General features: G+C 59.8%; 24 protein-coding genes and 1 tRNA gene. 13 read left to right on the top strand and 12 right to left on the bottom strand.

Going from position 1 to position 25,283, the window contains the following annotated elements; genetic code table 11:
* Window positions 1–27: 27 nt before the first annotated feature.
* The 3 genes from D4A39_RS13895 to D4A39_RS13885 all read right to left on the bottom strand — a co-directional run bounded on the left by D4A39_RS13895 (window position 28) and on the right by D4A39_RS13885 (window position 2,392).
* On the bottom strand, window positions 28–450 hold the full coding sequence (locus D4A39_RS13895; RefSeq protein ID WP_233552490.1) for a hypothetical protein: 423 nt from the start codon (window positions 448–450) through the stop codon (window positions 28–30).
* Window positions 437–856 (bottom strand): DNA polymerase III subunit chi, encoded by a 420-nt coding sequence (locus tag D4A39_RS13890; protein ID WP_022985148.1) that lies wholly within the window; start codon window positions 854–856, stop codon window positions 437–439. The genes D4A39_RS13895 and D4A39_RS13890 overlap by 14 nt, the downstream gene beginning before the upstream one ends.
* 66 nt (window positions 857–922) lie before the next feature.
* A complete protein-coding gene (locus D4A39_RS13885) occupies window positions 923–2,392 on the bottom strand; it encodes a leucyl aminopeptidase (protein WP_022985149.1) in 1,470 nt (489 codons plus the stop codon).
* A gap of 271 nt (window positions 2,393–2,663) precedes the next feature.
* Between D4A39_RS13885 and lptF the strand changes: the two genes are divergently transcribed.
* The 10 genes from lptF (at window position 2,664) to secF (ending at window position 11,838) form a co-directional block, all read left to right on the top strand.
* Entirely contained in the window at window positions 2,664–3,782 is a 1,119-nt protein-coding gene (gene lptF, locus D4A39_RS13880; protein ID WP_022985150.1) for an LPS export ABC transporter permease LptF, read from the top strand.
* The gene (gene lptG / locus D4A39_RS13875; RefSeq protein ID WP_022985151.1) at window positions 3,779–4,840 is read left to right on the top strand and encodes an LPS export ABC transporter permease LptG; all 1,062 of its coding nucleotides are present in this window, start codon (window positions 3,779–3,781) and stop codon (window positions 4,838–4,840) included. The genes lptF and lptG overlap by 4 nt, the downstream gene beginning before the upstream one ends.
* 3 nt (window positions 4,841–4,843) lie before the next feature.
* Window positions 4,844–5,554 carry a PP2C family protein-serine/threonine phosphatase gene (locus D4A39_RS13870; protein ID WP_022985152.1) on the top strand — a complete coding sequence of 237 codons (711 nt, stop codon included), beginning with the start codon at window positions 4,844–4,846 and terminating at the stop codon, window positions 5,552–5,554.
* Between the two features lie 44 nt (window positions 5,555–5,598).
* Window positions 5,599–5,685: transfer RNA gene (locus tag D4A39_RS13865), tRNA-Leu, on the top strand.
* Between the two features lie 99 nt (window positions 5,686–5,784).
* Window positions 5,785–6,261 carry an RDD family protein gene (locus tag D4A39_RS13860; protein WP_022985153.1) on the top strand — a complete coding sequence of 159 codons (477 nt, stop codon included), beginning with the start codon at window positions 5,785–5,787 and terminating at the stop codon, window positions 6,259–6,261.
* 140 nt (window positions 6,262–6,401) lie between these two features.
* The gene (gene queA, locus D4A39_RS13855; RefSeq protein WP_119918418.1) at window positions 6,402–7,445 is read left to right on the top strand and encodes a tRNA preQ1(34) S-adenosylmethionine ribosyltransferase-isomerase QueA; all 1,044 of its coding nucleotides are present in this window, start codon (window positions 6,402–6,404) and stop codon (window positions 7,443–7,445) included.
* An 8-nt stretch (window positions 7,446–7,453) separates the two neighbouring features.
* Window positions 7,454–8,566, top strand: coding sequence for a tRNA guanosine(34) transglycosylase Tgt (gene tgt, locus D4A39_RS13850; protein ID WP_031226354.1), 1,113 nt, complete (start codon window positions 7,454–7,456; stop codon window positions 8,564–8,566).
* 23 nt (window positions 8,567–8,589) lie between these two features.
* A complete protein-coding gene (gene yajC, locus D4A39_RS13845; RefSeq protein ID WP_022985156.1) occupies window positions 8,590–8,949 on the top strand; it encodes a preprotein translocase subunit YajC in 360 nt (119 codons plus the stop codon).
* 72 nt (window positions 8,950–9,021) lie between these two features.
* Window positions 9,022–10,902, top strand: a complete 1,881-nt coding sequence (secD, locus tag D4A39_RS13840) for a protein translocase subunit SecD (protein ID WP_119918405.1) — start codon at window positions 9,022–9,024, stop codon at window positions 10,900–10,902.
* 12 nt (window positions 10,903–10,914) lie between these two features.
* Window positions 10,915–11,838 carry a protein translocase subunit SecF gene (gene secF, locus D4A39_RS13835; protein WP_233552489.1) on the top strand — a complete coding sequence of 308 codons (924 nt, stop codon included), beginning with the start codon at window positions 10,915–10,917 and terminating at the stop codon, window positions 11,836–11,838.
* A gap of 127 nt (window positions 11,839–11,965) precedes the next feature.
* Here the strand turns inward: secF and D4A39_RS13830 are convergent, their stop codons facing one another.
* The 7 genes from D4A39_RS13830 to D4A39_RS13800 all read right to left on the bottom strand — a co-directional run bounded on the left by D4A39_RS13830 (window position 11,966) and on the right by D4A39_RS13800 (window position 20,819).
* A complete protein-coding gene (locus D4A39_RS13830; RefSeq protein ID WP_233552488.1) occupies window positions 11,966–13,174 on the bottom strand; it encodes a pyridoxal phosphate-dependent aminotransferase in 1,209 nt (402 codons plus the stop codon).
* 110 nt (window positions 13,175–13,284) lie between these two features.
* Window positions 13,285–14,691, bottom strand: coding sequence for an amidase (locus D4A39_RS13825; protein WP_119918401.1), 1,407 nt, complete (start codon window positions 14,689–14,691; stop codon window positions 13,285–13,287).
* A gap of 48 nt (window positions 14,692–14,739) precedes the next feature.
* Window positions 14,740–15,711: a D-2-hydroxyacid dehydrogenase gene (locus D4A39_RS13820; protein WP_022985161.1), complete on the bottom strand. Its 972-nt coding sequence runs from the start codon at window positions 15,709–15,711 to the stop codon at window positions 14,740–14,742.
* A 26-nt stretch (window positions 15,712–15,737) separates the two neighbouring features.
* Complete coding sequence (locus D4A39_RS13815) at window positions 15,738–16,988, bottom strand: aspartate aminotransferase family protein (protein WP_119918399.1); 1,251 nt, start codon at window positions 16,986–16,988, stop codon at window positions 15,738–15,740.
* Window positions 16,989–17,061: 73 nt separating this feature from the next.
* Complete coding sequence (locus D4A39_RS13810) at window positions 17,062–18,192, bottom strand: isocitrate/isopropylmalate dehydrogenase family protein (protein ID WP_119918397.1); 1,131 nt, start codon at window positions 18,190–18,192, stop codon at window positions 17,062–17,064.
* Between the two features lie 81 nt (window positions 18,193–18,273).
* On the bottom strand, window positions 18,274–19,731 hold the full coding sequence (locus tag D4A39_RS13805) for an NAD-dependent succinate-semialdehyde dehydrogenase (protein WP_022985164.1): 1,458 nt from the start codon (window positions 19,729–19,731) through the stop codon (window positions 18,274–18,276).
* 269 nt (window positions 19,732–20,000) lie between these two features.
* Entirely contained in the window at window positions 20,001–20,819 is an 819-nt protein-coding gene (locus D4A39_RS13800) for an inositol monophosphatase family protein (RefSeq protein ID WP_119918395.1), read from the bottom strand.
* A 151-nt stretch (window positions 20,820–20,970) separates the two neighbouring features.
* Between D4A39_RS13800 and D4A39_RS13795 the strand changes: the two genes are divergently transcribed.
* Both D4A39_RS13795 and cysE read left to right on the top strand, forming a co-directional pair.
* Complete coding sequence (locus D4A39_RS13795) at window positions 20,971–21,744, top strand: RNA methyltransferase (RefSeq protein WP_119918393.1); 774 nt, start codon at window positions 20,971–20,973, stop codon at window positions 21,742–21,744.
* A 52-nt stretch (window positions 21,745–21,796) separates the two neighbouring features.
* Entirely contained in the window at window positions 21,797–22,564 is a 768-nt protein-coding gene (gene cysE, locus D4A39_RS13790) for a serine O-acetyltransferase (protein WP_022985167.1), read from the top strand.
* A 77-nt stretch (window positions 22,565–22,641) separates the two neighbouring features.
* Here the strand turns inward: cysE and ychF are convergent, their stop codons facing one another.
* Complete coding sequence (ychF, locus tag D4A39_RS13785; RefSeq protein WP_022985168.1) at window positions 22,642–23,733, bottom strand: redox-regulated ATPase YchF; 1,092 nt, start codon at window positions 23,731–23,733, stop codon at window positions 22,642–22,644.
* Window positions 23,734–23,905: 172 nt separating this feature from the next.
* On the opposite strand from ychF, the gene D4A39_RS13780 reads away from it, so the two are divergent.
* A complete protein-coding gene (locus D4A39_RS13780) occupies window positions 23,906–24,646 on the top strand; it encodes a glutathione S-transferase family protein (protein ID WP_031226357.1) in 741 nt (246 codons plus the stop codon).
* Between the two features lie 44 nt (window positions 24,647–24,690).
* On the opposite strand, the gene pth is transcribed toward D4A39_RS13780, so the two are convergent.
* Window positions 24,691–25,278: an aminoacyl-tRNA hydrolase gene (gene pth, locus D4A39_RS13775; protein ID WP_022985170.1), complete on the bottom strand. Its 588-nt coding sequence runs from the start codon at window positions 25,276–25,278 to the stop codon at window positions 24,691–24,693.
* Between the last annotated feature and the right edge of the window lie 5 nt (window positions 25,279–25,283).

Genomic DNA, 25,283 nt, shown 5'->3' with positions numbered 1-25,283 from the left:
GGTTCACTGGTGTTATTCGGAGGCTCCCTAGTTCTTGCGACGCAGGGCGTCGCGCAAACGCAGACGCAGGGCTTTTTCCAGCTTGGGTAGGGCTTCGGCCACCAGCTCGTCAATAACCCTGTCGATATCGGTATTGCTCAGGGTCGGTCGGGGCGCTGAGAGGGTGGGGGCTGCCGGGGAGGCCGTCGCTGGCGCCGGGTGCGTGGCGGGCTGGCTTGCGGTGGGAAGGAACGGATTGCTGCGCTCGCTGGCCAGCTTGCGAATCTGATCGCTGTTTAGTCGGTTATTGACGGGTGCAGCCTGGGGAGCTTCGGCAGGTTCGAGCAGCGGGGGCTTATCCATGTCATCCAGCAGGGACTGGACATCGCCCAGCTCCCGCAGCAAGTCCTGTTTGCGTGTGTCGCGCTCGTTGTTCATGTCTGCCCCCGCGCTGCTGTCAGCCCAGTTCATGGGTGGTGACCGGGAAACCCCGTTCACGGTAGAAGCGGAAACGGTCCCGGCCTGCTTGTCTTTCGGGTTCGGCGCCACTGATCATTTCCGCGACTCGCTGGAAGCGGGAGGCGAAATCCGGCACGTGATCCGTCAGGTTGATGAGTACGTCGTGGTATTCGCCCGGGTCGCCGTTGTGGCCCAGAATCACCGGCGCCTGCCCTTCGTGATGAATGGCATGGGGTAGGAAGCCCGTCTTTGGAGCTTGCCAGAACTGGCGGTCCAATTGCCGTGCATGCTCCTCATTCCTGCAATGAATATAGACCAGACGGCCCTGTTTCATGGCTTTGTCGGCAATTCGCCAGGCCAGCGCCTGGCGAACGCCATCCCCGGCCTTGCTGCTGAGATAAAAGGTAACTTCGGTCATGAAAATGCTCGCATGCGTCTCGCACCACGCATCACGCTCAAAGCATGCCGCGTGGTGCGAGGCGGATCAGGCCAGATCCATCAGGAAGCGGGTAAGCATGGGGACCGGGCGGCCTGTGGCGCCCTTGCTCATGCCGCCACTGATCCAGGCGGTGCCAGCGATATCCAGATGCGCCCACTTGACGTCTTTTGCGAAGCGGGACAGGAAGCAGGCAGCCGTAATGGAGCCGCCCTTGGGTCCACCGATGTTTTGCATATCGGCAAAGGGGCTATCGAGCTGGCTTTGATACTCATCCCACAGCGGCATGGGCCAGCCCCGGTCCCCTGTCGCCTGACCGGCGGCCAGTAGTGCCTGGCTCAGATCGTCGTCGTTGGCATAAACCGCCTGGGCATGGCTGCCAAGGGCGACCACACAGGCGCCGGTCAGGGTGGCGATGTCGATGACGGTGTGAGGTTTGTGCTTCTGTTGCACATAGGTCAGCGCATCACACAACACCAGACGGCCTTCAGCGTCGGTGTTGAGGATCTCCACGGTCTGGCCGGACAGGGTCTTGACGATGTCGCCCGGGCGAGATGCCCGGCCATCGGGCATGTTCTCTGCCGCTGCGACGACCGCAACCAGGTGAATCGGCAGATCCAGCTCACAGACCGTTTTGACGCTGCCGAATACGCTGGCGGCGCCGCCCATGTCGTATTTCATCTCGTCCATGTTGGCGCCGGGTTTCAGGGAGATGCCGCCGGTATCAAAGGTGATGCCTTTGCCCACCAGTGCCACGGGGCCCTGCTTGGTGGGTTTGCTGCCTTTGTATTCCATGACGATGATTTGCCCCTGGCGCTCAGAGCCTTTGGCAACAGCGACGAAAGCTCCCATGCCCATCTTTTCGGCCTGGGCCTGACTGACCACTTTGACGGTCAGCTTTTCATACTGCCCGGCCAGTTCGCGGGCAACCCCGGAGAGATATTCCGGATAGCAGTCATTGGGGGGGAGGTTGCCCAGATCGCGGGCAAGATTGACGCCTGCCGCGACGCCTTTTCCGGTCTTGTGGGCTTTGCCCAGGCTGGCATCTTTCTCTGCATGCCAGTACGTCCACTTGGTGAGTTTGCTTGCCGCTGCCGGATGGCTGCGGTACTGGTCAAATCGATACAAGCCTTCTTCGGCGATGCGTGAGCCCTCGCGCACCTGCCACTCCAGTGTCTGTGCAAGGGTGCTGTCGAGCAGCCAAACGGCGTGCTTGACCGGCGCGTTTTGCAGTGTTTTCACGGTGCCGCGCAGTTGCGCTTGCCACTGCGTATCGCTGGGGGTGTTGTCGCCCATGCCGACCAGCAGGATGCGAGCGGCAGCCATATCTTCCGGGCCATGCAGCCAGGTGTGTTGGCCCTTGCTGCCATTAAAGTCGCCAGCCTTGATAAAGGCAGAAATTTGCTTGCGAGTGGCGTCGGGGAGCGCCTCAGGCAGGTCGCTCTTCTTGCCCAGGCCGATAACGAGGGCATCAGCTTTGATTTTGTCCAGTGGACGGTTGCTTACGGCGAAATCCATGTTGTCTCCAAGTTGATCAGGGCTGCCAACAACCTGAAATAGTGGGGCCTTGGCAGGGGAAACGCAATGTGACAAACACGAATGAGCTGGGAAACATTGCGACTGTTTGCTGTCTTCTGGTGCAGGAATTACCGCCTTTCATGATCGGTCAGTTACACTAGGCAGCATTCTGCTATGTGTGTCGGTGTGGTGCCGCAGGCTAACGGCCTGCCTTTACGGGTATCGACTGCAAAGCTGGCACGCATCAGCGACGTTTAAACGACAAGGACGAATGGGCCAGCCCTTGATTCTTCATCGCTACATTAACCGGCAAGTGTTCCTCAGTACCGTCATGGTCACCTTTATTCTGGTGATGGTGCTGGTTAGTGGCCGGTTTATCAAATATCTGGCAGAGGCGGCTGCCGGCGAAATTGCCGCTGATGCATTGTTTCTGGTGATGGCGTTCCGGATGCCGGAATTCCTGCAAATGATTGTGCCATTGAGCCTTTATATTGCCCTGCTGCTAGTGCTGGGACGAATGCACATGGATAACGAGATGGTTGTCCTGCGTGCGGGAGGGCAGGGGCATGGACGGATTGTTCGTTCGTTGGTAGTACCCGTGTTGATGGCGACCACGTTGGTGGGGTTGTTTTCGCTTTACGTGACTCCCCGCGGCGACGCGGAGGTCAACCGTATTTTCGAGGAGCAGAAAGACCGTTCGGTGCTCGAACTGCTGACTCCTGGCCGTTTCCACGTAAAGGGATCCAGTAACAGTCAGCGTGCCACCTATGCGGAGCACCTCAATCGTGAGAAAGGGGTGCTGGAAAATGTCTTCGTGGCGGATGCCCGTTTTGAGGGGCAGGGGGAAGCCAACCGGTTGCTGACGGTGTGGGCAAGGAGCGGCAAGCTGGTTCAGGAAGAGGGCATCAGTTATCTGCTGCTGACAGATGGGTTCCAGTATCAGGGTAAACCGGGCCAGCGCGATTACAAGGAAATTGGATTCAAGGAAGCGCGAGTGCGCATCGGTGGTGAAAAATCCGACAGTCGCCCGCCCAAAGTGCGTGGCCGGTCGACCCGGGAGTTGATCGCCGAGAGAGAGAATAACCACGAAGCGCTGGCGGAGCTGCAGTGGCGACTGTCGCTGATTCTTACGGTGCCTATTATGGCCCTCGCGGCGATCCCGTTAGCCAGAGTGAACCCGCGCCAGGGGCGCTTTTACCGTCTGATTCCTGCGGTGCTGGGTTATATGATGTATGTGGGTATGTTGTTGGTCACCCGTAGCGCCATCGAGGATTATTCCGGTGTGTTGCCCTGGTATCTGAATATGGCCTGGATTCACTTGATGGCCGCCACCATTGTTTTCCTGCTCTATTTCGGCAGCCGGATTTTCCGGCGGAGGGCCGCAGCATGAGATTGCTCAAGCGGTACTTCTGGCGGGCAGTGATGGTGCCAACGTTAGCTATCCTGGCGATCATTGTCGGCCTGGATTGCCTGTTCGGCTTTATCTACGAACTGGAGTTCCTGAGGGGTAATTACCAAACCCTTCAGGCCTTACAGTTTATTCTGACCACTACGCCCCGGCGAGTGCATGAATATCTGCCCATGGCGATACTACTGGGAACGTTGATTGGTCTGGGGCTACTCGCCAACAGTGGCGAGCTGTCGGTGATCCGGGCGGCGGGGGTGTCTACATTACGCGTCAGCTGGCTGGTGTTGCGACCGGTGTTCCTGTTGATCATCCTGTCGATCCCGTTGGGAGAGTACCTCACCCCGTACACCGAGCAGGTGGCCCAGAGTAACCGCTCGATGGCGGAAGGTGGCGGCGAGGCCTTGCGCTCAAAATACGGTTACTGGCATCGGGAAGGCGAGGAGTTCATTCATATCAATGCGGTGCAGCCTAACGGCGTGTTGCATGGACTGACCCGCTATCGTTTTGACGAGCAGCAGAAACTGACAGAAACCCAGTTTGTGGCGCGGGCAATTTACCAAGGGGATTTCTGGTCACTGGAAGGCATCACAGGTACCCGTCTGTTCGAAGATCACACCGAGACCTATGAAAAAGATAACGGCGAATGGCAAACGCGCCTGACCCCGCAGTTGCTCAGTATTGTTGTGCTCAAGCCCGATCACCTTGCCATGGCCAAGCTGCTGGAATACACCGCGTACCTCAAGCGGCAGGGCCTTGAGACGGCCGATTACATGCTCAGTTTCTGGCAGAAACTGTTTATGCCGCTGGCGACCATCGGCATGGTGCTGATCGCGATTTCCTTTGTCTTCGGCCCACTCCGGGAAGTCACCATGGGACTGCGTCTAACGGCAGGGATCGTGGCCGGGCTGATCTTTCATTACGGCCAGCAGTTTTTCGGTCAATTGTCGCTGGTTTTCCATACCGAGCCCTTGATGGCGGCGGCTGTGCCCCCCGCATTGTGTCTGGTGTTGGGGATCTGGCTGCTGCAGAGGGTGCGATAGCGGATGACAATCTGGCGGGGGCAAGGACGCACCCACAAGGGCAGACGAGCAACCAATGAAGATGCCCTGGTGTGTCGAGACGGAGAAGGCCTTTGGGCCGTGATTGATGGTATGGGTGGCCATGACGCAGGTGATCTGGCCGCCAGCATGATTCGGCAATGCCTGGAGGGGTTGTCTCTGGGGGGCGGCATGGCCCATCGACTTCTGGCGGTGGAAACCGCACTGCAAACCGTCAACCATGCGATACGGCACCATGCCGCCATGCACATGCGCAGCAAGCCCATGGGGGCGACTGTCGTGGTCGTGCTGATTCAGGGCGAAGAGGCGGCCGTGCTGTGGGCTGGTGATGCCCGTCTTTACCGTCAGGAGGGCGAGCGGCTCGACATGCTCACCCGCGATCACACCCCCGTGCAGGCCCTGTTGGACGCGGGTGAGCTGACAGAGGTTGAAGCCATGCAGCATCCCCGCGCCCACGTGATTTATCAGGCTGTCGGCACCGGGGATAAACTGCAGTTGGAGCAGGCCCGATTTCCTGTCGCTCAGGCGCAGCGTTTTTTGCTGACTACCGATGGGATTCATTCTGTGCTGACCAAAGATGACCTCTTGTCGTTGATGCGTCACCGGGTGTCCGAGTCCGGTATTCTCAAGGCCGCCCTGGATAAGGGCAGCCGTGACAACGTGACGGCGGTGCTTGTGCAGGGTAATCCTGAATAATGGGCTGGCAAAGCAGCGACGGGCTGGTATACTCGCGCCCCACTGCCAGAGTGGTGGAATTGGTAGACACGACGGATTCAAAATCCGTTGCCTTCACGGGCGTGCCGGTTCAAGTCCGGCCTCTGGTACCAAACGATGAAAAAGCCCGCTTCGAGCGGGCTTTTTTATGTCGGGCGTCTGGCGCTGAACCGGACGTCTGCAGCGGAGAAGCGTTGGCTTCGGAGTGAATGATGACCGATTATGCCCCGCCTGCCGGTTTGCTGAAGCGCTTGATGGCGCTGGTCTATGACGGTTTTCTGGTACTGGCCTTGTGGTTTGTGACCACCGGGATCTTTGTGCTGGTCTACCCTAGGACCGGTTTGCCCATGGAGGACATCAATGGGGTAACCCGCGCAGCTCCGGGCTATCTCAAGGGGATCCTGCTGCCGTTGTTGCTGGTAGAAACCTGGCTCTTTTACGCCTGGTTCTGGATGCGCGGTGGTCAGACGCTGGGCATGCGTGCCTGGCGCCTGCAGGTTCGCCATTACCGAGGTGGGCCGGTCAAACTGTGGCAGACCGCCGCCCGCTTTCTTGGGGCGTGCCTGTCCTGGGGGCTGTTCGGGGCGGGGTATCTGGTTGTCCTGATCGCCCCGCACCAGACTTTGCATGATCGTTTGTCTGCCACCGCAACGGTTGAGTTGCCGAAGAAACCCAAGGGCAAGAAATAGCCTCGGAGCACAAACGCAAACAGCGGTGAAAACCGGACTGTCTTCGTGTCCAGGTGCTCTCCGAGGGGAAACAGCTTTTGATCCTGCTTTCGGTGCCGGGTATCCTTGCCCTCCCTTGAACTTCCGTGCCGGTACAGTACGTGAACGTCGACGATTTTGACTTTGAACTCCCGGACGGGCTGATCGCCCGCCATCCCCCCGCGCAGCGCCGTGATGCCCGTTTGTTGGCGCTGACTCGTGACGCCCTCCAACACCAGCAATTTCCTGACTTGCTGGGCCATGTGCGGCCCGGTGACCTGCTGATCTTCAATGACACCCGGGTGATCCCGGCTCGCCTGTTCGGCCACAAAGACAGTGGCGGCAAGGTGGAAGTGCTGATTGAGCGGGTCGTGGATGATCATGAAGCGTTGGCCCATGTGCGTGCTTCCAAATCCCCCAAGCCGGGCAGCTGGCTTCAGTTTGATGAGGGCGTACGGGCCCAGGTCACCGGTCGCCGCGATGCCCTGTTTATTCTCCAGTTCCACGGCTGCGAGACCCTGCTTGGCGCGCTGGAAAGGATTGGCCATGTGCCGTTGCCGCCCTATATCGATCGCCCGGATGAACAGGGGGACATGGAGCGCTATCAGACCGTGTATGCCCGCGAGCCCGGTGCCGTGGCGGCTCCCACCGCGGGGCTGCATTTTGATGAGGCGATGCTGGCGGCCCTGCAGCAGCACGGGGTTGATATCGGCTATGTCACCCTCCATGTAGGAGCAGGGACGTTTCAGCCAGTGCGTGTGGACAAGGTGGAAGACCATCACATGCACAGCGAGCGCTACCAGATTCCCGAAACGTTGGTGGAGCAGGTGGCGCAGGCCCATGCCCGTGGCGGACGTATTGTGGCTGTGGGCACCACCGCGCTGCGGGCGTTGGAGGCCGCCAGCCAATCCGGTGGTTTGAAGGCCGGCCAGGGGGAAACCGATATTTTCATCTATCCCGGTTATCAATTCCGGTTGGTGGAGTGTCTGCTGACCAATTTCCACCTGCCCAAGTCCACGCTGTTGATGCTGATCAGTGCTTTTGCCGGGCAAGAACGCGTCATGAACGCGTATCAGGCGGCGATCGAGGCAGAATACCGTTTCTTCAGCTACGGCGATGCCATGTTCATTGAAAGGGTGGATGTGTCCACCGCAAAGGGGGACTGATGTCTCGAATGCAATTTTCCCTGAAGACCACGGACGGTGATGCCCGTCGTGGCGAGATTACCTTCCCCCGCGGCACGATCCAGACCCCGGCCTTCATGCCTGTGGGGACCTATGGCACGGTGAAGGGCATGCTGCCGAAAGACCTGGCCGATACCGGTGCCGAGATCTGTCTGGGCAATACCTTCCATTTGATGCTGCGCCCAGGCACCGAGGTGATCGAAGCCCATGGGTCCCTGCATGGTTTCATGCAATGGGACAAACCCATCCTTACCGATTCCGGTGGCTTTCAGGTCTTCAGCCTGGGAGAAATGCGCAAGATTTCCGAACACGGCGTGGTGTTCAAGAACCCCATCAATGGCGACAAGGTCGAGCTGACGCCCGAGCGAGCCATGCAGGTACAGCGCTCGCTGGGCAGTGATATCTGCATGATCTTCGATGAATGCACCCCGTTTCCTGCCACCGAGCAGCAGGCCCGAGATTCCATGGAACTGTCCCTGCGCTGGGCACAACGCTCCAAGGATGCGCACCAGGGCAACGATGCGGCCTGCTTCGGCATTGTGCAGGGCGGCATGTACGACAACCTGCGCCGGGAGTCGCTGGCCGGTCTGGTGGATATCGGCTTTGATGGTTATGCCGTGGGTGGTTTGAGTGTGGGTGAGCCCCAGGAAGAAATGCTGCGTACTCTGGGTAACCTGACGCCGCATATGCCTGCAGACCGTCCCCGTTACCTGATGGGGGTCGGCAAGCCGGAAGATATCGTCGAGGCGGTTCGGCGCGGAGTCGACATGTTCGACTGTGTCATGCCCACCCGTAATGCCCGCAACGGCCACCTGTTTACCTCTCAAGGGGTGATCAAGATCCGTAACGCCAAACACCGTCACGACCTGGCGCCACTGGAAGCCGAGTGTGACTGCTATACCTGCCAGCATTTTTCCCGCAGCTATCTGCACCATCTGGATCGCTGCAATGAAATGCTTGGCTCCCAGCTCAATACCATCCATAACCTGCGCTACTATCAGCGCCTGATGGCTGGATTGCGGGGGGCCATTGAAGGGGGTACATTGTCCGCCTTTGTGGACGACTTCTATGCCGCTCGGGGTGAGCAGACTCCCGCGCTGTAGCTTATTGAAAACTGGAGTAATTAATGAAAATCGCAATGCGTTCCCTGCTGGCCCTTCTGGCCACTGCCCTGGTCTCTCCGGCGTATGCCCAGGCGGCCCCGGCCGGCCCCGGTGGTGTCGAGCTGATCATGCTGGTGGTGATGATGGTGGTGTTCTACTTCTTCCTGATTCGTCCGCAGCAAAAGCGCGCCAAAGAGCACAAGAATCTGGTGGAAAACCTGAACAAGGGTGATGAAGTGGTCACCAGCGGTGGCATTCTGGGCAAGATCGCCAAGGTCACCGACGAGTTCGTGGTGGTAGAAATCAGCAACAACCTGGAAATCAAACTGCAAAAGCAGAGCATCCAGGCCACCTTGCCCAAAGGCACCATCAAGTCCATTTAAGACTCTCAGCCCCGTTTCTGACGGGGCTTTTTATTACACCGGACACCACCGGAATAAACACCGGAAAGAGCTATGACCCGCTATCCACGCTGGAAATTTTTCCTGCTTCTGGCCGCCCTCGTTGTTTGCGGCCTGTATGCCCTGCCCAACCTGTACCCGGACGCTCCTGCCATTCAGATCAGCCATGCTGATGCTGGCGGTGAAGTCTCTGACGTGGCCCGTCAGAGAGTGCTTGGCGCTCTGGATGAGGCCGGACTCAGTCACGGCCCCGGCGAATCCGTCGGCTCCTCCCTGTTGGTGCGCCTGAACGATACAGAAGCCCAGCTGCGTGCCCGCGATCTGGCGGCCACTGAGCTGGGGGATAACTATGTGGTTGCCCTGAACCTGGCCGAAACGACGCCGGACTGGCTGCGATCCATCGGTGCCAGCCCCATGAATTTGGGTCTGGATCTGCGCGGCGGGGTGCATTTCCTGTTGCAGGTAGACATGAATGCGGTGGTCGACAGCCGCATGGAAGCCTGGGCAGGTAATGCCAAGCTGACATTGCGTGATGCGGGTGTCCGTTATCGTGACGTTGCGGTGGACGGCACGACCCTGACGGTAACCTTTGCTGATCAGGTCGCCGCCGATGCGGCACGAGCCCCCCTGCGCCAGGCGCTGGACAAGTTCACCATGAAGCCGGCCGGAGATACCCCGGAAGCCGTTCTGGTGTTGAACGACAGTGCCCTGAAGGAAATGCAGGACTACGCCGTCGACCAGAACCGTACTGCCCTGAACAAGCGTGTCAACGAACTGGGTGTGGCGGAAGCGGTGGTACAGCGTCAGGGGGCTGACCGTATCGTGGTGCAGCTGCCGGGCATTCAGGATGCTTCCCAGGCACGCCGGATTCTGGGGCGTACCGCGACGCTGGAATTCCGCTTGGTAGATAACAGTGTGTCGTCGGCGCGGCTGCGCAGCGGCATGGCGCCTCCGGGCGTGGAGTTCTATCCCTTCAAGGGGCAGGAAGGCCGAATCGTGGCCATGAGCAAGTCCAAAATCGCCACTGGTGATCAGGTGATTGATGCGCGCATGGGCTTCAGTCAGGACTCCGGTTCACCGGAAGTGAACGTCACCCTGGATTCCGATGGCGCCCGTCGTATGCAGCGCATTACGGGCAAGAACGTCGGTAACCCCATGGGCGTGCTGTTTATTGAAACCAAGACTGACGTGAAGAAGGTCGAGGGCGAAGACGGCAATCTGGTCGACAAGATGGTCAGTACCACCGACAAATACGTGATCAACGTTGCCACCATTCAGGACACCCTGGGCAGTCGATTCCGGATCACCGGGCTGGATAACCCCGCAGAGGCGTCCGAGCTGGCCCTGCTGCTGCGGGCGGGTTCTCTGGCGGCGCCGGTGAGCATTGTGGAAGAGCGCACCGTCGGCCCGAGCCTGGGTGCCGAGAACATCGAGGCGGGCCTCAAGTCCATGGCATTGGGTTTGTCGCTGGTGCTGATCTTCATGGTGGTCTGGTACAAGCTGTTTGGCTTGATTGCCAATGTGGCCCTGCTGGGCAACCTGGTCATCATTGTAGGCATCATGTCGCTGATTCCCGGTGCCACCATGACGCTGCCGGGCATTGCCGGCATCGTGTTGACCGTGGGTATGGCGGTGGATGCCAACGTATTGATCTTCGAACGTATTCGTGAGGATCTGCGTCGCGGACTTAAACCCCGGCAGGCCATCGAAGAGGGTTATGGCCGTGCCTTTACCACCATCCTGGATGCCAATATCACTACCCTGATTGTCGCGGTGATCCTGTTCGCGGCCGGTACCGGTTCGGTGCAGGGCTTCGCGGTTACCCTGTTTATCGGCATTCTTACGTCCATGTTCACGGCGATCATTGGGACCCGTGCCATGGCGGAAATGGTTTACGGGCGCGGCGCCCGTGCACCGGCGAAACTGAGTATCTAAGGCGGTGATGCGATGAGTAAAGCAACCATGAACATTAACTTTATGGGTGTCCGCAAACCGCTGGGCATCCTGTCTGTCCTGCTGGTGATTGCCTCGGTGGTATTGCTGGTCACCCGGGGGCTGAACCTGGGGCTGGACTTCACTGGCGGGACCACAGTGGTAGTGAAAAGCCCGGTAGACGTGGAGTTGTCGCAGGTTCGTGCGGATCTGACTGCGGCGGGCTTCGGCGATGCGGTGGCACAGCACTACGGTTCGCCAAAGGAAGTGAACATTCGCGTGGCGCCAAAAGAAGGCGCGGACGCGGATGAGGTGGGCCATAACGTCTTTGCGGCGCTCAAGGCGCACAATGGTGAGCTGGAGTTGCTCAAAGTGGAGTTCGTTGGCCCACAGGTCGGTGACGAGCTGCGGGATGAATCCGGCACCGCCATGTTGCTGGCGCTGGGTTTGATGATGCTCTACGTCTGGTTCCGCTTCTCCAACAAGTTTGGTGTTGCCACTGTGGTGGCGCTGTTCCATGACGTGATCATCGTGCTGGGGATTTTCTCTCTGGTGCAGTGGCCGTTTGACCTGACGGTGCTGGCGGCAGTTCTTGCGCTCATTGGTTACTCCCTGAATGACTCCATTGTGGTGGCGGACCGGATTCGGGAAGATTTTCGCAACTCGCGCAAGAGTGACCCTGAACAGATCATCAATGATGCTGTGAATGCGACCTTCAGCCGAACCATCAATACCTCTCTGACAACGTTACTGGTATTGGTGGCACTGTTCTTCTTCGGTGGTGAGGTGATGCGTTCTTTCTCGGAAGCGCTGTTGGTGGGTATCGCTGTCGGTACTTACTCTTCCATTTACGTGGTGAGCAACATCCTCTTCATGATGAATGTGAGCAAGGAGGATTTCATCATTCCGGAGCCGGAAGAAATTGATGAAATGCCATAAGAGCAGTTAACAGTTAACAGTTAACAGCTAAAACAAAAAAGCCGCGATTCTTTCGCGGCTTTTTTTATTTTGGTGTTGCTGTGGGAACCTGCCTGCAGGCGATTTTTTTGTGTCAGGCATCTGGCGTTTAACTAAAGTTCTGCTTTTTCATCCACGGAATAATTCGTTCGAAGGCTTCCTCGATCTGTTCCAGGGAGGTCGAATAGCTGATGCGTAATGCGCTTTTGCCGGCTTCGCCGAAGGTGTCGCCGGAGATGGTGCAGACGCCGGTTTCCCGTAGCATCTTCAGGGCCACGTTGGCGCTATCCACGCCTTCGGGGAGCGAGGGGAATAAATAGAAGGCGCCTTCCGGGCGGTAGCCGGTGAGGTGGGGTGTCTGTTCCACCAGTTCCACCAGGCGGTCACGGCGTTGCTGGTATTCCTCTACCATGCTGTCAATGAATTGGTTGCTCCCGCGCAGGGCGGCCACACCGGCCCACTGACAGGGCGTGTTGGCCACGGTGGTGGTGAACATGTGGTAGCGGCGCAGTTTCTTGATCGCGCCTTGGCTGCCAATCATCCAGCCAACTCGCATACCGGCCATGGAGAAGGTTTTTGAGAAACTGCTGACCACCATGACATGGTCAAGGTCAGAGCAACAGGACAGTACGCTGGGATATTCCCTGCCATCATAAATCAGATGGTCATACACTTCATCGCTGATGACATGAATGCCCCGGTAGGCGGCTTCTTCGACAATGGCTTCAATCGTTTCCCGGGGATAAATGGTGCCGGTGGGGTTGCTGGGAGAGTTGAGCACCACGGCAAAGGTGTTCGGCCCCATTGCATCGATCACTTCTTGTGGGTCGAGCTGGTGATTGTTTTCGGGGCGGGTTGCAATGCTTTTGACTGTGCCGCCATTCATTCGAATCAGTGGGCCGTAAAGCATGAAGGAAGGGTCGGGAATGATGAACTCGCGTCCAGGTGCCGAGGTGGCAGTCAGAGCCAGGTAGATGGCTTCCGTGGCCCCCGTGGTGATCATCAAATTTTCCGGTGACAGCGGGCGGCCATAGCGCTTGCTGTAATACTCCGCCAATGCCTCCAGTAATTCCGGCAGCCCGGCATCCATGGTGTAGCCGGTTTGGCCAGCCTTGAGCGCATCCACACCCGCCTGAATGACATGGTCAGGTGGTTTGAAGTCCGGTTGGCCGATGGAGAGATGGATAACGTCGTCCATGTCTGCGGCAAGATTCACCATGCGGCGAATTCCCGGCACCGGAATGGTGAGCAACGCCGGATTCCAGATCGGGTCTTCGTTTTCGTAGAAATCCGTGTCCAGATTGATATTGCCCATCATGTTCTCCTTCCTGAAAAACTTTTCGCGAGGGTGCGGTGTGCGCCACCAAACCCGTTGCCCGCTTCTTGCTGTGGTTTTCGAGCCGACTGCGATGCTCCTGCAGAAAGAGGTTATTCCTGTAGCAAGGGCGGCAAGTCTGTGAATGGCTTTGCCTGCTCGAAGGCGTGACCTGCCGCCAGTACCCGGGCGTCATCGAAACGGGCGCCGATGATTTGCAGGGCCATGGGCAGCCCATTGCTGTTCAGGCCCATGGGCACCGACAACGCCGGCTGCCCGGTGAGGTTGAACGGATAGGTAAAGGGCGTCCAGGTCGGCCAGCGGGTGCTGGGCCAGTCCACCGGCACTTCGCGGTCGGTATCAAAGGCTTCGATGGGCAGGGTCGGGGTGATGAGCAGATCGTACTTGGTATGGAATACCGCCATGCGTTCGCTCACGGCCATGCGCTCGTTCATGGCACCCAGATAGTCCAGCATGGTGAGCTTTTCGGCCTTGCTGGCCACTTCGACCAGCGCCGGGTCCATCAGGCTGCGCTGGCGGTCGCCCAGGTCGCGCATGGCGTTGGCGGCGCCGCTGTAGAACAGATGGCTGAAGGCGGCCAGCGGGTTGCTGAAACCGGGGTCCGCTTCGGTCACGGTGGCGCCCAGGTCCTCGAACACCTTGGCAGCGTCCTTGAACGCCTTTTCGATTTCCGGGTCCACGTCCACATAGCCGAGAGTCGTGCTCATGGCGATGTTGAGGCCTTTCATGGGCTGGTTCAGGGCTGCCACATAATCAATATGGCGGCGCGGTGCGGCCAGACTGTCGCGGGCATCGGCTTCGCACAGCACGTTCATCATCAGTGCGGCATCGGCTACGGTTCGTGTCATGGGGCCTGCGTGCGCCAGGGTGCCGAACGGGCTGGCCGGCCAGTGTGGGACTTCGCTAAAGGTGGGTTTATGGCCCACGATGCCGCAAAAACCGGCCGGGATGCGAATTGAGCCGCCGGCATCAGTGCCCAGCGCCAGGGGCGCCATGCCGGCCGAGACCGCCGCTGAGCTGCCGCCGCTGCTACCGCCGGCAGTGCGTGCCGGGTTCCAGGGGTTGTTGGTCGGCCCGCACAGGGGGCTGTCGGTGATGCCCTTCCAGCCGAACTCCGGGGTGGTGGTTTTGCCAAGCGGGACATAGCCATGCCGTTCCAGGGCGGCCACGGCGGGGGAGCGTTTGTTGAGGGTCGCGTCGGGGTCGATGGTTTTTGACCCTTTCACGGTTGGCCACATGGGCGTCAGGAACACATCCTTGACCGCCACCGGGATTCCATCGAGCAGGCCGTCTGCCTTGCCATCCTGATAACGTTGCTCCGAGTCACGGGCCCATTGCAGGGTGGTGTCGCGGTCGATCAGGCACCAGGCATTCAGCGCCTGGTCGTGCTTTTCTATATGGTCCAGCAGGCTGGAGCACACTTCCACGGGGGACAGCGCGCCGGTCTGGTAGGCGGCTTTGAGCGCCTGGGCGCTCATGGTCAGTAGTTCCTTGCTCATCGGCGTACCTCCTGGTGTGACGTATGCCTGGTCTGAATGGATCCGCACTCAGGCATTGCTGACATAGCCATGTTCCTTGCTGACGGGGTTGGCGAGCGCCTCGCCCTGTTGCCAGCGTTCAAAGTTGTCGACAAATTGCTGCCCCAGCGCAGCGCGCCAGCCGATGAAATCCCCTGCCATATGGGCGGACAGCATGGCGTTGGGTTGATCCCACAATGGGTGATCGGCGGGCAGGGGCTCCTGTTCAAATACGTCCAGTGCGGCCCCGGCCAGATGACCACTCTGCAAGGCGGCCAGCAGGGCGTCGGTGCGAACGATGGGGCCGCGGCCGACGTTCACCAGGACCGACCCGGCTTTCATGCGCTGGAACTGCGGCTCATCGAATAATCCTTCGGTGTCCGGGGTCAGTGGCGCGGTGATGATTACGTAGTCCGCCTCGCCAAGGAGCCCGGGCAAATCGTCTTGCGCATACACCTTGTCAAAGGCTGCATCGTCACGGGCATGGCGGGCGGTGCCCACCACGTTCACGCCCAGCGCGCCCAGCAGACGGGCCACTTCCCGGCCGATCGAACCCGCCCCCACGATGACGGCGAGGCTGTCACGCAGCAGGCGGGTTTCACGGTGTTGCCAGCGATGCTCGCGCTTCAGTGACAGGTTGGTGAGCGTGTCTTTGGCAAACATCAGCACCGCACCCAGCACATACTCGGCGATACCCCGGTCGAATATGCCGCGGGCGTTGGTGACGACGATGTCGCTGTTCCTGATCGGGTCGATCATCAGTGCATCCACGCCGGCGCTGGTGGCATGGACCCAGCGCACCGGGCAGTTGTCCGGCCACACTTGCGCCAGCACATCGGTGCGAAAGTCGGTGACCACCAGTACCTCGGTGTCCGGCAGGGCGGCTTTCAGCTGCTCCGGTGTCCGTGCTTCCTGCACCCGGGCCTGGCCGGCAAGGGCTTCCAGGCCGGGCAGGGAGGGCTCGTCTTCGGCAAGCAGCACGGTCACAACGGTTTCGGTCATACAAGATCCTTGATTCAGTACGGCGCTCAGGCGGTGGCCTTCAGCGCCTTGGCAAACAGGTCAACGGCCTGATCGATTTCTGCCTCGCTGACCGTCAACGGGGGCAGCCAGCGTACCACCTGCCCCTGGCTGCCGCAGCGCAGCATCAACATGCCGTTCTGTTCGCAATGTTTGAGAATGCGGCCGGCGCGGTCGCCGTCGGGAACGTGCGGCGCGCTGACCATTTCCACGCCCAACATCAGACCGGCGCCGCGGATTTCATCGATGCCGCCGTCCTCTTTCTGCAAACCTTCAAGATGCTTTCGCAACCGGGCACCTAGGCTGTCGGCCCGGGCGACCAGCTGTTCATCCTCGATGACATCCAGGGTGGCAAGGGCCGCTGCGCAGGCCACCGCGTTGGCGCCGTAAGTGCCGCCCTGGGAGCCTGGATAACCGTGGTTCATCAAGTCCTTGCTGGCGGCGATGGCAGACAGCGGGTAACCGCTGGCCAGCCCCTTGGCAGTAATAATCAGGTCGGGTTTCACATTGAAATGCTGGTGGCTCCAGAAACGCCCGGTGCGGCCATAGCCCGCCTGGATTTCGTCGGCAATGAGCAAGATGCCGTGCTTGTCGCACCGCTCGCGCAAGCCTTCCATGAACCCGGTTGTGGCGGGGTAATAACCGTATTCACCCTGCACCGGCTCAATGATCATGGCGGCGGTGTCTGCCGGATTGCACTCGGTGGCGAAGATATGGTCCAGCTCGTGCAGGCAGGCCGCCACGCATTCGTCCATGTTCTGTTGATAGCGGTAGGCATGGGGGAAGGGGGCGATGCTGACCCCGGCCATGAGCGGTTGCCAGCCGGTGCGGACCTTGCTGGTGGAGGTGGTCAGGGAGGCCGCCGCCAAAGTGCGGCCATGGAAGCCACCGCGAAAGGCAATCAGATTGGTGCGTCCGGTGGCCTGACGGGCCAGCCGCACGGCGGCTTCGACGGATTCGCTGCCGGAATTGGAAAAGGCCACCGCATCGAGTCCTTTGGGCAAGTGCTCATAGAGCCTGTCCGTCAGTGCCAGCATGTTGGGGTGGGTGACCGTGGCGTATTGAGCATGCACCAGCTTGGCCACTTGTTCCTGGGCAGCCGCAACGACCCTTGGGTGGCAATGGCCTGTGGCGGTGACGCCAATCCCGGACGTGAAATCCAGCCAGCGGTTGCCGTCCTTGTCATAGAGCCAGCTTCCTTCGCCGCGCTCCGCACAAATGCCGCTGGACTGGACCAGCAGGGGGGACAAATGACTCATGGCGCCTCCGTTTACCAATGCTTGCGATGTGTTTGCTTTGCTGTCGCGGTTTTCCTCATCAATGGCGCTGCCCTCAGACGGCAGCGGCCATACGTTGACTCAATCGTTGGCCGGTTTCCCGGGTGCCTGTAAAGGGCTGTCGTAAATCCTCTGCTATCAGGTCATGCAGATGTTGTGCCGCATTGCCGATGGCCGGATGGTTCGGCGCCAGGGTGTCCAGCAGCATGGCCAGGCTTAACAGGGTGGCACGGGGGTCCGCCAGATTCTTTCCGGCGATATCCGGGGCACTGCCGTGTACCGGCTCAAACAGGGCTGGCGTGTCGGCGTCAGCCGGATTCAGGTTGGCAGACGGTGCCAGGCCCGGCCCGCCACACAGCACTGCAGCCAGGTCGGTGAGAATGTCGCCGTGCAGGTTGCTGGCCACGATCACATCGAACTGCCAGGGACTTTGCACGAACTTCATGCAGGCGGCGTCCACCAGCTCGTGATGGGTGTCCACCTCGGGATAGAGAGCCGCGATGCGGGCGAAGGTTTCGGTGTACAGATCTCCCCAGAAGGGTTGCGCATTGCGTTTGGTGATCAGGCACACCTGGGCGGCTTTGCCGTCCTTGAACTGGCGTGGGGTGTCGCGCAGTCGGGCACGTTCTTCGGCACGTTCGAAGGCATGGCGAATCAGCCGTTCTGTGGCCGTGGCGGTGAAGACTTCGACCTGGGTGGCGATTTCGTCTGCCGTGCCGGCCCGCAGGCGGCCGCCCTGATTGCTGTATTCGCCTTCACTGTTTTCCCGAATCACCAGCATGTCGACGTCTTTGGCGCGTGGGTCCGCGAGGTATTGGGGAGCACCAGCCAGCCAGCGGGCAGGGCGCTCGCAGGCCCATAAATCCAGCTGTTTGCGCAGGGCCAGCAAAGGCCCCAGTGAAATACTGTCAGAGAGGACAAACCGCTCAGGATCATCCAGTGGGCCGGGATCACCCAGTGCCCCGAGAAGGATGCCGTCGAAGCGGCGCAATTGCGCCACGCCATCCTCAGGCATCATCTGCCCGTGCTGCTGGTACCAGGCATGGGATGGCCAGGGAAACAGGGTCGCAGCGAGGGGGAGCTGATAGCGTTGAATCAACTGTTCCAGGAGCGCGTCCGCCACATCCATGACTTCCGGGCCAATGCCGTCACCGGGCAACAGGGCAATGTTCAGCGTTTGTCCCATTCCGTCTCCTTTCTGGCCGGCGCGGTTCTGTCTTCAGGCCTCACTCAGGGGTGGGCCGCGCCAGGCGACCGTTCAGGGGTATCAGCTACCCATGCAGAGATATTTTTCTTCCAGGTACTCATCCATTCCCTGATGGGAGCCTTCCCGGCCCAGGCCGGATTCCTTGACGCCGCCGAAGGGGGCCGCAGCATTGGAAATCAGGCCTTCGTTGACGCCGACCATGCCGCTTTCCAGTGCTTCAGCCACACGCCAGCAGCGGTGGATGTTATTGCTGTAGAAATAGGCCGCCAGGCCGTACGGGGTGTCGTTGGCAATCCGGATGGCGTCTTCTTCGCTCTTGAACGGGATGACGGCGGCCAGTGGGCCGAAGGTTTCTTCCTGGCAGAGCTGGGCGTCCTGGCTGACACCGGTGATCAGGGTAGGCTGTACAAAACTGCCGCCGCGTTCATGTCGCTGCCCGCCGGTGATAACAGTGGCGCCCTTGCCCAGGGCATCCTCGATATGCTCCATGACCTTGTCGGCGGCACCGCGATTGATCAGGGCGGCCTGGGTCACGCCATCGTCCATGCCATTGCCTACGTTCATGGCTTCGATGGCGACCTTGAGCTTGTCCACGAAGGCATCATGCACGCTGTCCTGTACCAGGAAGCGGTTAACACACACGCAGGTCTGGCCGGTGTTGCGGAATTTGCTGGCCATGGCGCCCTCCACCGCCTTGTCCAGATCGGCATCATCAAACACGATGAAGGGCGCATTGCCGCCGAGTTCCAGTGAGACCTTCTGGATATGTTTGGCGCATTGGGCCATCAGTTTGCTGCCCACTTCGGTGGAACCGGTAAAACTCAGCTTGCGAACAATGGGGGAGTCGGTCAGGGCGGTGGAAATTGCCCCTGCACTACCGGTAATGACGCTGAAAACGCCGGCCGGAATGCCGGCCCGCTGGGCCAGCTCTGCCAGTGCCAATGCCGAATAGGGGGTGGCGCTGGCCGGTTTGACGACCATGGTACAGCCGGCTGCCAGAGCCGCCCCCGCCTTGCGGGTAATCATGGAGGAGGGGAAATTCCAGGGGGTGATCGCGGCGGTGACACCGATGGGTTGTTTGATGACCACGATACGCTGGCCGGGTTTTGGTGCCGGGATGGTGTCGCCGTAGGCGCGACGGGCTTCTTCAGCAAACCATTTCAGAAACGAGGCGGCGTAGGCAATTTCGCCTTTGGCTTCGGCCAGGGGTTTGCCTTGCTCCAGTGTCATCAGCAGACCGAGGTCGTCCTGATGTTCCATCATCAGGTCATGCCAGGTTTCCAGCAGGCCGGCCCGTTCTGCGGCAGTTTTGTCTCGCCACGCAGGGAAGGCGGCATGGGCGGCATCAATGGCGCGGCGGGTTTCGGCCTCGCCCATGCGTGGCGCAGTACCCAGCGTCTCTTCAGTGGCCGGGTTGTCCACCGTGAAAGTGCCACCGTCGTCCGCATCACACCATTGACCGTCGATGTAGCACTGCTCACGGAAAAGTGACGGATCCGATAGCGTTACTGAGCCCATTCCATGTCTCCTTGCCAACGTGTCTGTCTTTCACGCTAGCAAAGCACACACAGATGTCCATGCCGAATTGCAAAAATCGGTTTGGGGTCTAAGGAAATCAGCGGCGAGCGATTAGCGGTGAGCTGCGAGAAAAAGCGGAAAAGCAGAAATCGAAGCGCTTAACAGGAAGGAAGCTGACATGGAAGGCAATGGGGTGCGGCTCAAGAGGTGCTGGTTGGCACCTGGCTTGGGCCGCGTCATGGCTGGAAGCGGATAGCTCGAAGCTGTCTTTATCTTCGCAGACCGTCGGTAAGATGGGGTTTGATTTTTTGCAGCAGGCCTTTGAACACCTTGGGGCTGCCAGCGACCACGCCGCCGCTTTTCAGGTACTTGTGACCACCGCTCAGGTCGCCAACCAGCCCGCCGGCTTCGGTGATCAGCAAGGCGCCAGCAGCCATGTCCCACTCGGCCAGACCGAATTCAAAGAAACCATCCAGGCGGCCTGCGGCCAGCCAGGCCAGGTCCAGGGCGGCAGAGCCCGGGCGGCGCAAGCCTGCGGTGCTGGCGGCGATGTCGGCAAACATGCCCAGGTAAGCGTCCATGAAGGGGGCTTGATCCTTGCGGAACGGGAAACCGGTGCCGATCAGGCAGCCGTCCAGGCCGGGACGGTTGGTGCAGCGAATGCGGCGGCCATTGAGGGCCGCGCCCCGACCACGGCTGGCGGTGAATTCCTCATCGCGGTTGGGATCGTAAATCACCGCATGTTCCACTTTGCCTTTGTGCTTGAGGGCAATGGAAACGCAGTACTGGGGGAAGCCATGGATAAAGTTGGTGGTGCCATCCAGCGGGTCGATTATCCACTGATAATCGGCCCCTTCGCCCTTGCCTTCGATGATGCCGGATTCCTCGGCGAGAATGCCGTGGTCCGGATAGGCTTTCAGGAGGGTTTCGATAATGCGCTTTTCAGCCGCACGATCCACTTCGGTAACGAAGTCGTTCATGCCCTTCTTGGTGACAGACACCGGGTCACTGCTTTCGGCAGCGCGTCGAATCAGGTTACCCGCGGAGCGGGCGGCTCGCAGGGCGATATTCACTTGCGGCGCATGCATGCATCTGTCCTCAAAAATTGACTGTAAAAGAGCTCCGGCAGCAGGGCAGGCCTGACCGGGGCGCGGATTGTAGCAGAGCCTAAGCAGTCATTAATACACTCTCATGATAACATTGCCGTCTTTTACGACCAGACCTGTTACAGGAACGCTGATGCTGGAAAATGTGCGTATCGTGATGGTGGAAACCACCCATCCCGGTAATGTGGGGGCTGCTGCCCGAGCCATGAAAACCATGGGGTTTTCGGATCTTCGCCTTGTAAAACCGCAGGGCTACCCCAATGTGGAAGCCACTGCCCGGGCGTCAGGTGCCGGCGATGTGCTGGAAGCCGCGCAGGTATGTGACAGCCTGGATGAGGCCCTGGAAGGCGCCACGCTGGTGATTGGTACCAGTGCTCGCCAGCGACGGATTCCCTGGCCCTGTCTGACCCCCCGTCAGCTGGCGGCGCAGTTGTCCCACGAGCCGGAAGAAACACGCATTGCGGTGCTGTTCGGCCGTGAAGACCGCGGGCTGACCAACGACGAGCTGCGTCGTTGCAACCTGCACGTGAGCGTCCCGGCCAACCCGGATTACGGGGTGTTGAATGTAGCCTCGGCGGTGCAGCTGATCTGTTACGAGTTGCGCCTGGCGTTGCTGGGAGAGGATTTCGATCTCAAGGAAGCCCGCTCGCGCCGCGAAGCGATGCCCTTGCCCGAGATGTTCTGGGATGAGCCGCTTGCTACCAACGAGGCGGTGGCCGGTTTTCTGGATCACCTGGAAACGGTCATGGAGCAGAGTGGGTTCCTGAATCCGGAGCAGCCGGGGCAGGTCATGACGCGCATGCGCCGTTTGTTTATGCGCGCCCGACCCGACAAAATGGAAATGAGCATTTTGCGGGGTGTGCTGGTGGCGCTGGAGAAAAAAATGAAGGAGGGCGGCAACCCGTAACGCAGACCGGGTTGGCGCATCCATAAGGACTCAGGTCCTGGACGAGGTAGCTATGTTTGATCGAGTACGCGAGGACATTGCGTCGGTATTTCATCGGGACCCGGCGGCCCGCAACACGCTGGAAGTGTTGCTCAACTATCCCGGCCTGCATGCGGTGCTGTTTCACCGTCTGGCCCATGGCCTGTGGCGGCGCAACTTCAAGCAGTTGGCGCGCATTATTTCCACGTTTTCCCGCTGGCTGACCGGTATTGAAATCCACCCGGGTGCCAAGATTGGTCGTCGGTTCTTTATCGACCACGGCATGGGGGTGGTGATCGGTGAAACCGCAGAGATCGGCGATGACGTCACCTTGTATCACGGGGTGACCCTGGGCGGCACCAGCTGGAACAAAGGCAAGCGCCACCCGACCCTGGAAGATGGGGTGGTGGTGGGGGCCGGCGCCAAGGTGCTGGGCCCGTTTACCGTGCGCAAGGGCGCCAAGATCGGTTCCAACTCGGTAGTGACCAAAGAGGTACCGGAAGGGGCAACGGTGGTGGGGATCCCGGGTCGTGTGATCAACAAGCCGCTCACCGAGAAAGAAAAGACCCGTCAGGAAATGGCCGAGAAAATCGGATTTCAGGCCTATGGGGTCAGCAACGACATGCCCGACCCGGTGGCCGAAGCCATTCACTTGCTGCTGGATCACATGCATGCGGTGGACAACAAGCTGGATCGGGTGTGCACCAACCTGAAAAAGCAGGGCATTCAGGGCTGTGATGAGAAGCTGCCGGAGTTGAAGGATGAAGACTTTGAGCCGGTGAATGCGGGTGGCACTGATTAAATCAGTTAACAGCGAAAAACGAAAAGGCCGCCCCTCGGGCGGCCTTTTCGTTTTAGCGTGTTGCGTGCCTGTGGCGTTTACACGTTGAAGCGGAAGTGCACTACATCGCCGTCCTTGACGATGTATTCCTTGCCTTCCAGGCGCCATTTGCCGGCATCCTTGGCGCCGGACTCACCGTTGTGCTCGATGTAGTCATCGTAGGCAGTGACTTCGGCACGGATGAAGCCTTTCTCGAAATCGGTGTGGATGACCCCGGCGGCTTGTGGCGCGGTGGCGCCCACTTTGACGGTCCAGGCGCGGACTTCCTTCTTGCCGGCGGTGAAGTAGGTCTGCAGGCCGAGCAGGCTGAAACCCGCACGGATTACCCGGTTCAGACCCGGTTCGTCCATGCCGAGATCAGACAGGAAATCCGCCTTCTCTTCGTCGTCCAGCTCGGCGATTTCGGATTCAATCTTGGCGCAGATCGGCACCACGGAAGAGTTCTCTTTCTCGGCCAGCTCGCGTACGGCATCCAGCAGGGCGTTGTCTTCGAAGCCGCCTTCGTCCACGTTGGCAATGTACATGGTCGGCTTGAGCGTCAGCAGGTTGAGGCTCTTGAGCACCTTGCGCTCGTCGTCATTGAGCTCCACGGAGCGGGCAGGCTCGCCCTCGTTCAATGCGGGTAATACCTTGTCGAGAACAGGAAGGAGGCCTTTGGCATCCTTGTCCTGGCCCTTGGCGGCTTTGGTGGCACGCAGGTGGGCCTTTTCCACGGTATCCAGATCCGCCAGTGCCAGCTCGGTATTGATCACGGCGATATCGTCCAGCGGTGAGACCTTGCCGGCCACGTGGATAACATTTTCGTCGTCGAAGCAACGTACCACATGGGCGATAGCGTCGGTTTCACGGATGTTGGCAAGGAACTTGTTGCCCAGGCCTTCGCCTTTGGAGGCGCCGGCAACCAGGCCGGCAATGTCCACGAATTCCATGGTGGCGGGCATTACGCGCTCCGGATCCACGATGGCGGACAGTTTGTCCAGACGCGGGTCGGGTACCGGGACCACGCCAGTGTTGGGCTCAATGGTGCAGAACGGGAAGTTCTCGGCATCAATCCCCGCCTTGGTGAGCGCGTTGAACAGGGTGGATTTGCCCACGTTGGGCAGACCGACGATACCGCATTTGAAACCCATGACAGACCTCCAGTTTTCGAGGCCGCAATGCTACTGAAAGCGGGCCGGAAAAGCGACCACCGGCAGGCGGAAAGCGGGGTTGCTGGGGGGACGGCATGGCAGGGCGCTGATGCCGATGTGCCATTTTGGGGAGGGGCTAGACTGCGGCCATGATCCTGACTGGCGCACCATCATGACTGACCGCATTCTTTACCAGTTTCCGATTTCGCATTATTGCGAGAAAACCCGCTGGCAGCTTGACCACAAGGGGCTGGGTTTCCGTATCCATAACCTGCTGCCCGGGCCGCACCGTATCCGCACCCGCTTGATGGCCCGGATCGATACCTTGCCAATTCTTCGTGACGGCAAGCGGACGGTGGGCGATTCCACCCGGATTGCCTATTACCTGGAAAAGACATACCCGGAACGCCCCCTGTTACCGGAAGACCGGGAGCTGCGAGCCCGGGTGATTGAGCTGGAGCAGCAGTTTGACCGCATTGGTGTTCATGTCCGCCGTTGGCTCTATGGGCAGATCATTGACCGGCCGGAAGTGATGGATGCCATGCTCACGCCCTACGGGCTGCCGGCGATGGTGCAGAAAGTCATGACACCCGTGACCCGTGAGGCGGTGCGTCGCCTGTACCGGATCCAACCCAAGGCGGTGATGCGTTCCGAGCAGCGTGTGGAGGAAGGGCTTGCCCTGGTGGAGTCCTGCCTTCAAAAGGGCAATGGGCACTATCTGGTAGGGGACACCTTTACGTTGGCGGACATTGCCGCAGCCAGCCTGTTGGCGCCGCTGCTGAGCCCAGTCGGTACCCCTTGGGATATTTTCGACGAGAGCACCCTTTCCCCGGCTCTGCAGGCACAGCTGCATAAGCTCAATACCCGGCCGGCTGGACAATGGGTGCTGGCGCGTTACGGGCAGGATCGATAATGCGGGCAACACGCGAACGGGTCAGGGAAGGCTGAACCTGTCCTCTACGCCTTGAACCCATTCAGTTGATTCATCGCGCTGTTCAGTTCCCCGCGAAGCATATCCGGGGTGTGATACACCGCTTCGTCGATGGCGCGGTCAATCAGATCACGGTCGGCTTTCGACGGCTTGTTGAGCACATGAGGCGTGACCTGGGCAGCAGAGCCGGGATGGCCAATACCAAGCCGCAAGCGGTAGAAGTCGCGGCTGTTGCCATGCTTGCTGATGATGTCGCGCAGACCATTATGCCCACCGTGGCCTCCGCCCAACTTGAAGCGGGCAGTGCCTGGAGGCAGGTCGAGTTCGTCGTGGGCGACCAGTATCTGCGTGACAGGGATCTTGAAGAAATTGGCCAGTGCGGCCGTGGCTTGACCACTGCGATTCATGAAAGTGGTCGGGACCAGCAGGCGAATGGTTTCGCCTTCAAAGGTGAAGGTGCCGGTCAGGCCGAAGTACTTCTTGTCTTCGGAAAGGAAAACGCCCTGGCGGCGAGCCAGGGCGTCAATGTACCAGACGCCGGCATTGTGGCGGGTGTCTTCGTATTCGCGGCCCGGGTTACCCAGGCCTACGATCAGTCGAACAGGTTCCGCCACGGTGC

The organism is Alcanivorax profundi (assembly GCF_003597125.1).
Lineage (GTDB): Bacteria > Pseudomonadota > Gammaproteobacteria > Pseudomonadales > Alcanivoracaceae > Alcanivorax > Alcanivorax profundi.
The sequence above is the reverse complement of the archived record's forward strand: the minus strand, read 5'-3'. Positions and strand labels throughout refer to the sequence as shown.